Here is a 13,731-nt window from a genome sequence, read left to right on the forward strand (position 1 = left end):
ACTCCGCCGCTCCGATGAAGCCTGATGATTGTCTGTTCGTTGTTGGACGCCGGACCGATGGACGGCACGATGCGGCGGCCATTATGTTATGGCAGACAACAGTTGTTCATTGCAACTATATTCGGGGTCTACCGCGATTTCAGCATGGCGAACGGGGAATCGGGATTGTCCCTGGGCCGGCGATGGGGCCGGGGCCGGCGGCCCAGGCCGGCCATGACGGACCGGGCGGCGGCAGGCCCCAGCCCCAGCAGCGACAGCAGCAGGCGGCTGGGCTCGGCGGTTCCGGCCCGGGCCAGGGCGCGGGCCTCGGCGGCGACCCGTTCCAGGATATCGACCCGCACCGCCACGCCCCCCACCGGGCGATAGCCAACGGCGTCCAGGAAGCCGGCGGCGGCCGCCTCGTCCACCATCACCGCCGGCCGGGGGCCGGGCGTCGCCGGAACCGGAATCCGGTGACGGAGCCCCCACAGCAGGGCGCGGGTCCGCTGAGCCGGCGGCTTCAGCAGATCGGGCAGGAACACGCTTTCGGTGCCAAGGCGAACCCCCAGCCGGGCCAGCGCCTTGCGATCGGCTCCGCTCAGCGCCGTCACCTGGGGACCGGCCGATTCCCGCGTCACCGAGCCCAGCGCCTCGACCAATTGGTGCGCCAGCCCCCGCGCCGCGCCGGCCAGCGGCGCCTCGCGCAGGCGGACCAGCGGCGCCAGGTCGCGGGCGAGCAGGCCGTGAACCACCCCGGTCAAGCGGCGGCGCAGCCGGTCGCGGGCGGCGGCCTCCAGCAGGTCGGATTCGGCGGGCTCGGCCAGCGGGCGCAGCGGATCGCCAGTCGCCGCCAGCCGGGCGACGGCTTCGCCGCGCCATAGAACACCATCGGGGCCGAGGGTGAAAACCTCGTCGCCGTCCTGCATCAACTGATCGAGCCGGCGGGCGGTCTCGCGCTTCAGCGCCCGAAGCGCCGCGTTCTGCATGGTGCGGGCGGCCCCGGCGGTTTCGGCCCGGTCGGCGGCGAAGGTGAAGCCGGTCAGCCGCCCCACATACTGGCCCTCCACCCTGACCTCGCCATCGCCGGCGATCTCGGCCGCCATCTCCCCGTCGTCGCGCAGCCGCCGCGCCAGCACCGCCGTGCGCTTGTCGACGAAACGGCTGGTCAGGCGGTCGTGCAGGGCGTCGGACAGGCGATCCTCGACGGCGCGCGTCGTCTCCTGCCAGTGAGCGGGATCGGCGACCCAGTCCGGACGGTGCGACACATAGGTCCAGGTGCGGATGTTGGCGATGCGGCTTACGATGGCGTCGATCTCGCCATCGGCGCGGTCGATGCGGGCGATGGATTCGGCCAGCCAGTCGGCGGGCAGCCGCCCGGCCGGCGCGGTCAGGTGGCGAAAGACGCGCCCCAGCAGCCGGGTGTGGGATTCATCCATCACCTTGCGGAAATCGGGAATCCGGCAGACCTCCCACAGCAGCCGGACCCGCTCGGGATGATTGGCGAGGCGAAGAATCTCGGGGTCGGCGGCCAGTGCGGCCAGCGCCGTCTGGTCGTCGGCGTCGCGGGCGCGGATCAGTCCGGCCCGGTCGGGCTTACGTTCCAGACTGGCCAGCAACGCCGCCACCGAGGCGAAGCGCAGATCGGCATTGCGCCACGACAGCGCCTTCAGCGGCGGGAACCGGTGGTTCTCGATGGCTTCGGCCACGTCGGGGGCGATGATGCCGGCGTCAGCGGTGGTGCCGAAGCTGCCGTCGTTCATGTGGCGGCCGGCACGGCCGGCGATCTGGGCCAGTTCGGCGGGGTCCAGCGAACGGGGGGCGCGGCCGTCGAACTTGCGCAGGGCGGCGAAGGCCACATGGTCCACGTCCATGTTCAGCCCCATGCCGATGGCGTCGGTGGCGACGATGTAATCCACCTCGCCGGCCTGGTACATTCCCACCTGGGCGTTGCGGGTGCGGGGGCTGAGCGCGCCGAGGACCACCGCCGCGCCGCCGCGCGACCGCCGCACGAATTCGGCGGTGGCGTAGACCTCGGCGGCCGAGAACGCCACCACCACCGAGCGCGGCGGCAGCCGCGCCAGCTTGCGCGGGCCGGCATGGGTCAGGCTGGAAAAGCGCGGCCGGCTGACGAATTCCACCCCCGGCACCAGCCGGCGCAGCAGTGGCTTGATGGTCTCGGCCCCCAGGAACACGGTTTCCTGCCGGCCGCGGGCGTGCAGCAGCCGGTCGGTGAAGATGTGGCCGCGCTCGGCATCGGCGCACAATTGGATCTCGTCCACCGCGACAAAGGCCACCGGCCGGTCCAGCGGCATGGATTCCACCGTGCAGACGAACCAGCGCGGACAGGGCGGCAGGATCTTCTCCTCGCCGGTGATCAGCGCCACCGCCCCGGCTCCCTTCAGACGGACGATGCGGTCATAGTTCTCGCGGGCCAGCAGCCGCAGCGGAAAGCCGATCATGCCCGAGGCATGGCCCAGCATCCGCTCCAGCGCCAGATGGGTCTTTCCGGTATTGGTGGGGCCGAGAACGGCGAGAATGCGGCCGGCGGTCATGGCCCCGCCACTGTGCTCCAGGCTTTCCCGCCGGGCAAGGGCGGTATAGTCTGACTCCCTGTTCAACCCATCGGTCAAGATCACGGTGAGCGACGACACACCACCTTGCGCGCCGACGGCCCCGCCCCGGACCGAGCGGCCGCCGGCCGAGCTGCGGCGGATACTGCGCCTGCTGGTCGGGCTGGTCCTGGCGCTGATGATCGGCGGAACCGTCAGCGTCCTGGCCCATCTCCGCACCGTCGCCCTGGAAGAGGCGGCCGCCAGCACCCAGGGACTGGCCCGGCTGTTCGACGATCACCTGGGCCGGACCCTGTCGGTCAGCGATTCCATTCTCCAGCGCATGGTCCGGATCGGCGAGGCCCACGCCGCCGGTGAAATGTCGTCGCTTCAGGTACGGGCCGAACTGCTGGCCCTGCGCGAGACCCTGCCGGAACGGGGCGAACTGCTGATGGCCGACGCCGACGGCCACGTCGTGGCCGCCACCGCCCCGACCCCGGCCCAGGCGGTCACCCTGGCCGACCGAAACTGGTTCCGCACCCTGGCCGGGGGCACCGAAATGGTGGTGGGGCCGCTGATCACCGGCCGCTATTCCGGAAACCTGATCTTCAGCCTCAACCGCCGCATCGCCGGCCGCGACGGGCGGTTTCTCGGCGTGGTCAGCGTCGGCATCGACGCCGCCTTCTTCACCGATTTCTACAACAGCCTGGCCCTGGGACAGGGCGGCTATGTCGCCAGCGCCAATTTCGACGGCGAGGTGGTGCTGCGCCAGCCCCACCCGGAACGCCATGTCGGCCGCACGGTGAAGACCGGCACGGTGCTGGACGCGGCCAGGCGGGCGCCGTCCGGCACCGTCCGCGCCGTCTTGCCGCTGGACGGGGTCGAACGGGTGGTCTCGTTCCGGGTACTGTCCCGCTTCGGCATCCTGGTCAACGCCGGCATGAGCATCGACGAGGTGCTGGCGCCCTGGCGCCATGCCGCGCTGCTGCTGGGGCTGGCCCTGGCGGCGGCCTGCATGGGCGTGCTGGGGCTCGCCCTGCTGGCGTTCCGGGGCATCCGCCGCGAGGAGGCCATGATGGACGGCCTGGAGGCCGCCGTGCGCGAGCGCACCGTGGAGGCCGAACAGCGCGCCGAGGAGGCGCGGCAGGCCAACGACAGCAAGACCCGCTTTCTCGCCGCCGCCAGCCATGACCTGCGCCAGCCGCTCCAGGCCGCCGGCATGTTCGCCGAGGTTCTGGCCACCCGCTTGGATTCCCCCGCCGACCTCAAGGTGGTGGACAAGCTGCGCCAGTGCATCGAGGCCACCAATTCGCTGCTGACCTCCCTGCTGGACGTCTCGACCCTGGAGGCCGGCCGCGTCACCCCGACCGTCTCCACCTTCGCGGTGCTGCCGCTGCTGCGCGGACTGGCCGAACAGATCGAGCCCGAGGCCTCGGCCCGGGGCCTGTCGGTGCGGGTCGCCGCCACCTCGGCGACCATCCGCACCGATCCGGTGCTGCTGGAACGGCTGTTGCGCAATCTGGTGGTCAACGCCGTCCACCACACCCGGTCGGGCGGCATCCTGCTGGGTTGCCGCCACCGCGCCGGCGACCTCGTCCTCCAGATCTGGGACACCGGCATCGGCATTCCCGCCGACATGCACCGGGCCATTTTCGACGATTTCGTCCGCGGCGACGCCGCCGCTCCGGGCGGCGGCCTCGGCCTGGGCCTGGGCGTGGTGCGGCGCATGGCGGCGCTGCTGGGACTTCGCCTGGAGCTGCGTTCGCGCCCCGGGCGGGGATCGTGTTTCGCGGTGGTGGCGCCAAATGCTGGCCGGCCGCCCCGGTCGGAGCTATAACCACCCGGTCAACGATTCGAGGAGAGGCCCGTGACCGTCGCCAGCATGACCGGCTATGCCCGTGCCGAGGGGCGCGACGCCCAGACCGCCTGGGTGTGGGAGGCGAAAAGCGTCAATGGCCGCGGCCTGGACCTGCGCTGCCGTCTGGCCCCCGGCCACGACGCCCTGGAAGTGGTGGCCCGCGAGGCCGCCGCCCGGCGGCTGAAACGCGGCAACGTCCAGCTGTCGCTGTCGGTCAGCCGCATTGCCGAACAGGCGCCCATGCAGGTCAACACCCAGATGCTGGCCCAGCTTCTGTCCATGTGCAAGGAATGGGAGGGCCGCTTTCCCGGCGTGGCGCCGGCCCGGCTCGACGGCCTGCTGGCGCTGAAGGGGGTGCTGGAACCGGTGGTCGATGCCGAGCAGGGCGATTCCGAGGCCACCCGCCAGACCCGCGAGGCCGCCATGAGGGCGACCCTGGACTCCATGCTGGACCAGCTGGCCGCCATGCGCGAGAGTGAGGGCGGGCGCATCGGCGCGGTGCTGACCGGCCAGACCGACGAGATCGCCGCCCTGGCCGACAAGGCCGGGCAATGCGCCGCCTTGCGGCCCGAGGCCATCCGCGAGCGGTTTCAGGCGCAGTTGAAGGCGGTGCTGGAGGCCGCCCCCACCCTGGCCGAGGACCGGGTGGCGCAAGAGGTGGCCCTGCTGGTGCTCAAGGCCGACGTGCGCGAGGAACTGGACCGCCTCAAGGCCCATGTGGCGGCGGCGCGCGAACTGATCGGCCAGGGCGGCGCCATCGGCCGCAAGCTCGACTTTCTCGCCCAGGAATTCAACCGCGAGGCCAATACCCTGTGCTCCAAGTCGTCGGACGTCGAGCTGACCCGCATCGGTCTCGACCTCAAGGCGGTCATCGACCAGTTCAAGGAACAGGTCCAGAATATCGAGTAGGACGCCATGACCACCGAACCTTCCCCCCTGATCGGCCGCCGCGGCCTGATGCTGGTGATGTCGTCGCCGTCCGGCGCCGGCAAGAGCACCATTTCCCGCGCCCTCCTGCAACGCGATTCCGGCATTTCCATGTCGGTCTCGGCCACCACCCGGCCGCCCCGCCCCGGCGAGGTCGACGGCCAGGACTATTATTTCGTCCCGGTGGAACGGTTCCAGGCCCAGGTCCGGGACGGCGAATTCCTGGAACACGCCCGGGTGTTCGACAATTACTACGGCACCCCGCGCGGACCGGTGGAAGCCATCCTGCGCCAGGGCCGCGACGTGCTGTTCGACATCGACTGGCAGGGCACCCAGCAGGTGCGCGACGCCGCCCGCGCCGATCTGGTGTCGGTGTTCGTGCTGCCGCCGTCGGTGGCGGAACTGGAACGCCGGCTGCACGCCCGCGCCCAGGACAGCGCCGAGGTGGTGGCCAAGCGCATGGCCAAGGCCGGCGACGAGATGAGCCATTGGCCGGAATACGACTACATCATAGTCAATCAGGACCTGGAGCGTTCCATCGCCAGCGTCCAGGCCATCCTGACCGCCGAACGGCTGAAGCGCGACCGTCAGGTCGGGCTGCCCGACTTCGTCACCCGCCTGCGGGGGATGGAGTAGGAGCCAGGCCGAGGGCGGCGCGGCCGGCGGCCAGGGTGACGTCCTTGGGCGGCGAGGAATCGACGCGGGTCCAGGCGATGTCCCCCAGGTCGTAGCTCCGCTGCCGCTCCAGCACCTCGGGCGTGGCGTCGGAGACGTTGGCCTTGCGCTCGACGATGCGCCGCGCCGCCAGATCGGGCGGCGCCTCCAGCCACAGGCCGTCGAAGCGCACCCCCGCCCGCCGGGCGACCGCCTCGATGGCGGCGCGCTGCTCGGGCCGGGCGAACACCGCGTCCGCCACCACCGAATGGCCGGCCGCCAGCAGGCGGGCACAGGTATCGTACAGCGCCCGGTAGGTTCGCTCGGTGACCTCGACGGCATACCCGTCGGGGCCGAGGCGGTCGTGGATGGAAACTCCCATCAGGTGCTTTCTCAGGGAATCGCTGCGCACCACCGCCGCTCCCGGCACCCCCAGGAACGGCGCCAGCTCGCGGCCCATGCGCGACTTGCCGCTGCCCGAAAGGCCGCCCACCGCCAGCAGCCGGGGCGGGGGCGGCTCCAGATAGGCCTGCGCCGCGTCCAGGTATTCCACGGCGTCGGCCGCCAGCCGTTCCGCCGCCCCGGCCCCGGCGTGCACGGCCATGGCGGCCGAGACATGGGCGCGGATGGCGGCGCGGACCGACAGGAACAGCGGCAACGCCGCCACCCCGTCGAAGTCGCCCGACAGGTCAAGGTAGTGGTTCATCACCCAGCTGGCGGCCCGGCGGTTGCCGCGCCGGTCCAGGTCCATCAGCAGGAAGGCCAGATCGTAGAACACGTCGATGCAGGCGATGTCCTCGGAAAACTCGATGGCGTCGAACAGGACCGGGCGGCCCAGGTAAAGACAGATATTGCCGAGGTGGAGATCGCCGTGGCAGTGGCGCACCAGCCCGGCCTCGCGCCGGGCCTCCAGCAGCGGCCCCAGCCGGGCCACCGCCGCGCGCGAGGCCTCGGTCAGCCGGTCCACCGCCCCGGCGGCGAGGATGGCCGGAACATGGGGCAGCATGGAGGCGCGATTGGTGTCGACGGTCCAGGCCAGTCCGGCGGTTCCACCCTTGTCCGGACGGCGGGGCGCGGCGGAATGGAAAGCGAACACCGCCTCGGTCAGGCGGTTGGCCAGGGCGCGGTCCAGTTCGCCGCGCCGGGCCAGCCGGTCGAACAGGCCGTCCTGGTCGAAACGGTTCATCTCCACCACCCAGTCGATGACCTCGCCATCACCGTCCAGGCCGACCCGCCCGTCGGGACGGCGCGTCAGCGGCCGGACCCCCAGATAGAGATCGGGGGCGGCGCGGCGGTTGATCTCGAACTCGGCGTCGCAAGCCGCCTTGCGCGCCGCCAGCGCGGTGAAGTCGAGGAACGGCAGCCACACCGCCTTCTTCAGTTTGAAGGCGCGATCTCCGGCCAGAAAGACCGCCGAGATATGAGTGTCGATGCGCTGGACGGCGGCACCGCCATGGCTGGCGGGATCGGACAGGAAGGCGACGGCCTCGGCCTGGGTTTCCACCGCGCTACAGCCGGGGCAGGGTGACGCCCTTCTGGCCCTGATACTTGCCGGAACGGTCGCCGTAGGAGGTCTCGCACACCGTGTCGCCCCTGAGGAAGATGAACTGACAGGCGCCCTCGTTGGCGTAGATCTTGGCCGGCAGCGGCGTGGTGTTGGAGAATTCCAGGGTAACGTGGCCTTCCCACTCCGGCTCCAGCGGCGTCACGTTGACGATGATGCCGCAGCGGGCGTAGGTGGACTTGCCCAGGCAGATCACCAGCACGTCGCGGGGGATGCGGAAATATTCCACCGTGCGCGCCAGGGCGAAGCTGTTGGGGGGAATGACGCAGACATCGGTCTCGCGGTCGACGAAGCTCTGCTGCGAGAACGACTTGGGATCGACCACCGCCGAATCGACATTGGTGAAGATCTTGAACTCGCGGCTGACGCGGGCGTCGTAGCCGTAGGACGACAGGCCGTAGGAGATGACGCCTTCGCGTTGCAGCTTCTCGGTGAACGGCTCGATCATGCCGCGCTTGATGGCCTGTTCGCGAATCCAGGTGTCGGGCATGACGGACATGGCGGCGCTCCCCAAAGTGTTGACCGGTTGTAGCGCATGGCCCCGCCGCCGACAAGCGCCAGGGGGAAAGCGATCCCGCCCGCCCTTTCCCGCCGCCGGGCGGCTACGGCCGCTGGCCCCGCAGCAGGCGCGGCAGGTCGCCGGCCAGTCCCATGGCGTGACGCATCAGGAACCGCCTGGCCGGGGGCAACCGGTTGACGGCGGCAAGGCCAAGGCGGCGCGCCAGCCTGACCGGCCCGATCGCGTTGGAGAACAGGCGGTCCAGCGAATCGGTCACCCCCAACATCAGCATGGTGTCGAATCGGCGCCAGCGCTGATAGCGCTCCAGCACGTCGGCGGAGCCGATGTCGAGGCCGAGGCGGGCGGCGTCGACCACCACCTCGGCCAGGGCGCAGATGTCGCGGATTCCCATGTTCATGCCCTGGCCGGCGATGGGATGCATGCCGTGGGCGGCGTCGCCGACCAGGGCAAGGCGGCGGCCGATCATGGTCTCGGCCCAGTGCAGGGACAGCGGATGATGAAAGCGGGCGCCCTCCAGCCGGATTTCGCCCAGGAAGCCGCCGACGCGCCGGCTCAGTTCAGCCAGGAAGGCCTCGTCGTCCAGGCCGCAGAGGGCGGCGGCAAGGTCGCGGCGCTCGGTCCAGACGATGCCGCTGCGGTCGCCGGCCAGCGGCAGGATGGCGAAGGGGCCGGCCGGCAGGAAGCATTCGTGGGCGACGCCGTGGTGAGGATGCTGATGGGCGATGACGCAGACAATGCCGCTTTCGGCGTAGTCGCGGCGGATGATCCGCAATCCGGCGCCGTCGCGGGTGGCCGAATCGCGGCCATCGGCCGCCACCGCCAGCGCCGCGCGGACGGTCCGGCCGTCCTCGAGTTCGGCTTCGACCCGCCGGGACGACCGCTCCAGCCGCCGAATCCGCGCCGGCGCCAGCAAGGAGACGGCGGGATCGGCCCGCATGCGTTCGAGGATGGCGCGGCGCAGGTCGGGAGCGGGCACGATCCAGCCCAGGGGATGGTCGCCGACCTCCCGATGGTCGTAATGCAGGAACAGCGGCGAGGAGGCGTCGGTCACCCGGATGTCCAGGATGGCCCCGGCAGCGGCGGCCATGCCGTCCCAGGCGCCCACCGCCCCGATCGCCCGCCGCGAGCTGTAGGATACGGCGATGGCGCGGGGGTCGGCGCCGGGGCGGCCCAGCACCTCGGGCGTCGCCACCTCGACCACCGTCACCGTCAGTCCCGCCTGGGCCAGGGCCGCCGCCAGCAGCCCGCCGACGGGACCGCCACCGGCGATCAGGACGTCGCAGTCCCCGTCAGCCATCGTGAAGGTTCAGCTTCGGCTTGGTGAATTTGGGGTCCTGGAAGCGGAACAGCTTGGGGTCCAGGGTCAGGCCGCTCTGGGCCTCGAACAGCGACACGGTGGTGATCTGGTTCTGGGAATCCCGGATCTGCCACTGGCGCAGGGCGAACGGACGGTCGGAAAACACCAGGGTGATCTCGCCGGCCGCCGGGTCCTCGGCCGCCACCAGCGAGACCCGGACCACGCCGGGCTGGCGGGCGACGCGGGTCACCGCCACATCGCCGCCGGTCAGCCTGACGTCGGCCCGCACCAGGATTCCGGCCGGAGTCGAGTCGAGCGGAATGTAGCTGGGGTCGAGCTGCGAATCGTGGACGATCAGGAAGGTTCCGTCGGCCACCACCAGCAGCGGGCTGGGCGGGTCGTATTGCAGCCGCATCCGGCCGGGCCGCGACAGATAGGCGTCGCCCTCGGCGGTGGCGCCATTGGGCGACATCTGGAGAAAGCGGGCCTTCAGGGTGGTGATGCCGTTGAGATAGGCCTCGGCGCGGGCGACGTCGGCCTTGTCCTGCTCGGACAGGGCGGCCGGCTTCGGTCCGGCGGCATCGGCGGCCGCCCCCCACCAGGCCAGCAGCGCCAGGGTCAGCACGGCCAGTCGTCGCGTCATGCTCATCTCAGTACTCTTCCTTGCCGCCACGGGCCAGAATCTCGCGCTTGCCCGCATGGTTGGGTCTGCTGATCACGCCCTCGGCCTCCATGCGCTCGACCAGGCGGGCGGCGCGATTGTAGCCGATCTGAAGCTGGCGCTGCACGAAACTGGTGGAGACCTTGCCCTCCCGGATCACCACCGCCACCGCCTGATCGTAGATATCCTCGCCGCCGTCACCGCCGCCGCCGCCGGCCGGACCGAACTCGGCCTCCTCGTCCTCGGTGACCGCCTCGATATAGGAAGGCTCGCCCTGGGAGCGCAGATGCTCCACCACCTTCTCCACCTCCTCGTCCGAGACGAAGGGGCCGTGCACGCGGGTGATGCGGCCGCCGGACGCCATGTAGAGCATGTCGCCCTGGCCCAGCAGCTGCTCGGCGCCCTGCTCGCCCAGGATGGTGCGGCTGTCGATCTTGGAGGTGACCTGGAACGAGATGCGGGTGGGGAAATTGGCCTTGATGGTGCCGGTGATGACGTCCACCGACGGCCGCTGGGTCGCCATCAGGATATGGATGCCGGCGGCGCGGGCCATCTGGGCCAGGCGCTGCACCGCCGCCTCGATGTCCTTGCCGGCCACCAGCATCAGGTCGGCCATCTCGTCGACGATGACGACGATGAAGGGCAGCGGCTCCAGCGCCAGGATCTGGTCCTCGTAGGTCGGCTTGCCGGTTTCGGGATCGAAGCCGGTCTGCACCGTGCGGGTCAGCACCTCGCCCCTGGTCCGGGCCTCGCCCAGGCGGTGATTGTAGCCGGCGATGTTGCGCACGCCGAGCTGGCTCATGGCGCGATAGCGGTCCTCCATCTCGCGCACCGCCCATTTCAGGGCGACCACCGCCTTGCCCGGCTCGGTCACCACCGGGGCCAGCAGGTGGGGAATGCCGTCGTAGACCGACAGTTCCAGCATCTTGGGATCGATCATGATGATGCGGCACTCTTCCGGGGTCAGGCGGTAGAGCAGCGACAGGATCATGGTGTTGATGGCCACCGACTTGCCCGAGCCGGTGGTGCCGGCGATCAGCAGATGCGGCATGCGCGCCAGATCGACCATCACCGGAGCGCCGCCGATGTCCTTGCCCAGCACCAGGGTCAGCTTGGCCGAGGCCTTCTCGAACTGCTCCGCCGCCAGCAATTCGCGCAGGAACACCACTTCGCGGCGGGAATTGGGCATCTCGATGCCGATGACGCTGCGCCCCGGAACGGTGGCGATGCGCACCGACAGGGCGCTCATGGACCGCGCGATGTCGTCGGCCAGCCCGATCACCCGGCTGGTCTTGGTGCCCGGCGCCGGCTCCAGCTCGTACAGCGTCACCACCGGCCCCGGACGGACCTTGACGATCTTGCCGTTGACGCCGAAATCCTCCAGCACCGATTCCAGCATCCTGGCGTTCTGGGTCAGGGAATCCTGGCTCATGCGGATGCCGGTCTGGTCGGGAGTATGGGCCAGCAGCGACAGGGGCGGCAGTTCGTAGCCGGAAGCGGACGGCGGGGCACCCAGGTCCAGGGTGCCCTGGCGGGCGGCGCGTTCCCGCTTGCCCGGCGGCGCGGGCGGACGCTTGGGCTGGACCAGCGATCCCTGGGGGTAGCCCTGGAGAGGGGCGTCGTCATCGGCCGAGGACGGCGGAGGCGGGACGAAGACCTCGTCGTCGTCGTCCTCGTCCCCGTCGTCGCGACGGGAGGGGGAATGGAAGGCCGGTTCGGTCCGGCGCGGCGGCGGCGCATCGTCGGCGGCGGGCGGACGGCGCAGGGCGGTGGCGGCATGGCCGGTGGCCACCGCCATGTCCAGCGAACGGCGGCCCAGCGTCGCCCAGTCGCCGCCGCTGAGGCCGATGACGTAGACGGTGCCGGCCAGGGCCAGGACCACGGCGGCCGGCCCGGCGATCCAGGTGATTTCCGGCGGCAGGATCAGGGCGAGGCCGGCATTGAGCAGATGCCCCAGGGCGCCGCCCGGCCCGGCGGGCAGCACGGCCGCCTCGGGAACCGGCAAGGCGGCCAGCGCCAGCGCCCAGACCACCATCGACGGCGCCAGCAGCGCCAGCCGCCAGGGCCAGCCGATGGGCAGGCGGACATGGACCAGTACCAGCACCCCCCAGACCAGGGCGGCGGCGGCAGGCAGCACGGCGCCCCAGCCGACCGCCTGATAGAGGAAGTCGGCCAGATAGGCGCCCGGCCGGCCCATGACGTTGACCACCAGACCATCGGCGGCGGTATTGAACGAGGGATCGTGGGGATCGGCGGTGACCAGGGCCGCCAGCATCGCCAGCCCCAGGGCCAGCAGCGCCAGGCCGCCGGACTGGATCAGGCGGCGGCGCAGGAATTCGGCGGTGCCGCGCGGCAGGAAGCCGCTGCTGAGTCTGGCCTTGCGCGACGGAACCGCCATCGCCGCCTACCCGCCCAGCACGGCGACGATGCGCCTCAAGGCGATCTCGGTGGTGGCGAGGTCGTGGACCAGGGCGACCCGGATGAAGCGGCCGCCGGGATTGCCGTCCTCGGAATCCTCGGCCGCCAGATAGGCGCCGGGCAGCACCCGGATGTTGGCCTCGCGCCACAGGCGGATGGCGGCGGCCTCGCCGTCGCCCACGTCCAGCCACAGGAAAAAACCGCCGGCCGGGCGATAGAAGCCGAATCGCCGGCCCAGGATCGCCTCGGCAAGGTCCAGCTTGGCCCGGTAGAGATCGCGGGTCTTCTCCACATGGCTCTCGTCGCGCCACAAGGCGGCGGCGGCGGCGGCCACCGGCAGCGGCATGGCGGCCCCACCATAGGAGCGCAGCCGCGAGAACGCCCGGATGACGGTCTCGTCGCCGGCGACGAAGCCCGAACGCAGGCCGGGCACGTTGGACCGCTTGGACAGAGAGTTGAACACCAGCACGTTGGCCAGTCCCTCGCCCAGGGCGGCGCAGGTTCCCAGCACCCCCGGCGGCGGCGCCTTGTCCCATATCTCGGAATAGCACTCGTCGGCGGCCAGCACGAAGCCGTAGCGCCGCGCCGCCTTGACCGAACGTTCCAGCAGGGCGGCGTCAGCCACCGTGCCCTGGGGATTGGCGGGACTGCACAGATAGGCCAGGGCGGTGCGCTCCAGCGCCTCGGCCGGCAGGGCGGAAAAATCCGGCTGGCTGACCGAACCGTCCTGGCCGGGCACGAATACCGGCTCGGCCCCGGCCATGACCGCGGCCCCGGCATAGACCTGATAGAACGGATTGGGCAGCAGAACCAGCGGCCGCTTGCCGCCCCGGTCGCCACAGACCGCCTGGGCGATCAGGTAAAGCGCCTCGCGGGTGCCGGCCACCGGCAGGATCGACCGTTCCGGATCGATCAGGCCGGCGGGCAGGCCATAGCGGCGGGCGGCCCAGTCGGCCACCGCCTGGCGGAAATCGGCCGGGCCGTTGGCGGGGGGATACTTGCCCCACAGATGGGCGTTGGCCGCCACGGTCTCGGCCACCAGGGCCGGCGGCGCGTGCTGAGGCTCGCCGATGGACATGACGATGGTGTCGGAGGCGGGTGCGCCGCCCAGCAGCTTGGCCAGTCTGGCGAAAGGGTAGTCCGGCAGGGTGTCGAGGCGGTCGTCGAGATGGGGCTGGAGGATCATGGCACCATGGCGGGCGATGGGAGTGGAGGACAAGGCCGGAGCGCCGAGTTATACCGCATTTGTTCTGGAGAGGATAAGCAAAAACAGGCGCGCGCCCGGGGGCGCAGCCCCCATCTAG

10 protein-coding genes are annotated in these 13,731 nt (G+C 70.9%); 3 read left to right on the forward strand and 7 right to left on the reverse strand.

Going from position 1 to position 13,731, the window contains the following annotated elements:
* Positions 1–128 precede the first annotated feature (128 nt).
* A complete protein-coding gene (locus MTBSS4_RS03390) occupies positions 129–2,531 on the reverse strand; it encodes a helicase-related protein (protein WP_173982074.1) in 2,403 nt (800 codons plus the stop codon).
* Between the two features lie 85 nt (positions 2,532–2,616).
* Here MTBSS4_RS03390 and MTBSS4_RS03395 point away from each other — a divergent pair, with 85 nt between their 5' ends.
* Genes MTBSS4_RS03395 through gmk form a run of 3 tightly spaced genes read left to right on the forward strand, consistent with a single transcriptional unit; the run spans position 2,617 to position 5,949 of the window.
* A complete protein-coding gene (locus MTBSS4_RS03395) occupies positions 2,617–4,365 on the forward strand; it encodes an ATP-binding protein (protein WP_254432363.1) in 1,749 nt (582 codons plus the stop codon).
* A 30-nt stretch (positions 4,366–4,395) separates the two neighbouring features.
* Entirely contained in the window at positions 4,396–5,295 is a 900-nt protein-coding gene (locus tag MTBSS4_RS03400; protein WP_173981992.1) for a YicC/YloC family endoribonuclease, read from the forward strand.
* A 6-nt stretch (positions 5,296–5,301) separates the two neighbouring features.
* Positions 5,302–5,949 (forward strand): guanylate kinase, encoded by a 648-nt coding sequence (gene gmk / locus MTBSS4_RS03405; RefSeq protein ID WP_173981993.1) that lies wholly within the window; start codon positions 5,302–5,304, stop codon positions 5,947–5,949.
* On the opposite strand, the gene MTBSS4_RS03410 is transcribed toward gmk, so the two are convergent.
* From MTBSS4_RS03410 to MTBSS4_RS03435, 6 genes are all read right to left on the reverse strand, one after another.
* Positions 5,924–7,471 (reverse strand): bifunctional aminoglycoside phosphotransferase/ATP-binding protein, encoded by a 1,548-nt coding sequence (locus tag MTBSS4_RS03410; RefSeq protein ID WP_254432364.1) that lies wholly within the window; start codon positions 7,469–7,471, stop codon positions 5,924–5,926. The two genes, gmk and MTBSS4_RS03410, sit on opposite strands and share 26 nt — an antisense overlap.
* Positions 7,472–7,475: 4 nt before the next feature.
* Positions 7,476–8,030, reverse strand: a complete 555-nt coding sequence (gene dcd / locus MTBSS4_RS03415; RefSeq protein WP_173981994.1) for a dCTP deaminase — start codon at positions 8,028–8,030, stop codon at positions 7,476–7,478.
* A 103-nt stretch (positions 8,031–8,133) separates the two neighbouring features.
* Positions 8,134–9,348 (reverse strand): UbiH/UbiF/VisC/COQ6 family ubiquinone biosynthesis hydroxylase, encoded by a 1,215-nt coding sequence (locus MTBSS4_RS03420; protein ID WP_173981995.1) that lies wholly within the window; start codon positions 9,346–9,348, stop codon positions 8,134–8,136.
* Entirely contained in the window at positions 9,341–9,991 is a 651-nt protein-coding gene (locus MTBSS4_RS03425) for an outer membrane lipoprotein carrier protein LolA (RefSeq protein WP_173981996.1), read from the reverse strand. Before MTBSS4_RS03425 ends, MTBSS4_RS03420 begins: the two co-directional genes overlap by 8 nt.
* A 7-nt stretch (positions 9,992–9,998) precedes the next feature.
* The gene (locus MTBSS4_RS03430) at positions 9,999–12,407 is read right to left on the reverse strand and encodes a DNA translocase FtsK 4TM domain-containing protein (RefSeq protein ID WP_173981997.1); all 2,409 of its coding nucleotides are present in this window, start codon (positions 12,405–12,407) and stop codon (positions 9,999–10,001) included.
* Positions 12,408–12,413: 6 nt separating this feature from the next.
* Complete coding sequence (locus MTBSS4_RS03435; protein ID WP_173982077.1) at positions 12,414–13,613, reverse strand: aminotransferase class I/II-fold pyridoxal phosphate-dependent enzyme; 1,200 nt, start codon at positions 13,611–13,613, stop codon at positions 12,414–12,416.
* Positions 13,614–13,731 lie beyond the last annotated feature (118 nt).

Source organism: Magnetospirillum sp. SS-4 (assembly GCF_902729425.1).
Taxonomy (GTDB): Bacteria; Pseudomonadota; Alphaproteobacteria; order Rhodospirillales; family Magnetospirillaceae; genus Phaeospirillum.

Bases quoted from the DNA above. Each gene is read 5' to 3' on its own strand.
- MTBSS4_RS03390 (WP_173982074.1), bottom strand. From the start codon at position 2,531: ATGACCGCCGGCCGCATTCTCGCCGTTCTCGGCCCCACCAATACCGGA.
- gmk (WP_173981993.1), top strand. From the start codon at position 5,302: ATGACCACCGAACCTTCCCCCCTGATCGGCCGCCGCGGCCTGATGCTG.
- dcd (WP_173981994.1), bottom strand. From the start codon at position 8,030: ATGTCCGTCATGCCCGACACCTGGATTCGCGAACAGGCCATCAAGCGC.
- MTBSS4_RS03420 (WP_173981995.1), bottom strand. From the start codon at position 9,348: ATGGCTGACGGGGACTGCGACGTCCTGATCGCCGGTGGCGGTCCCGTC.
- MTBSS4_RS03425 (WP_173981996.1), bottom strand. From the start codon at position 9,991: ATGACGCGACGACTGGCCGTGCTGACCCTGGCGCTGCTGGCCTGGTGG.
- MTBSS4_RS03430 (WP_173981997.1), bottom strand. From the start codon at position 12,407: ATGGCGGTTCCGTCGCGCAAGGCCAGACTCAGCAGCGGCTTCCTGCCG.
- MTBSS4_RS03435 (WP_173982077.1), bottom strand. From the start codon at position 13,613: ATGATCCTCCAGCCCCATCTCGACGACCGCCTCGACACCCTGCCGGAC.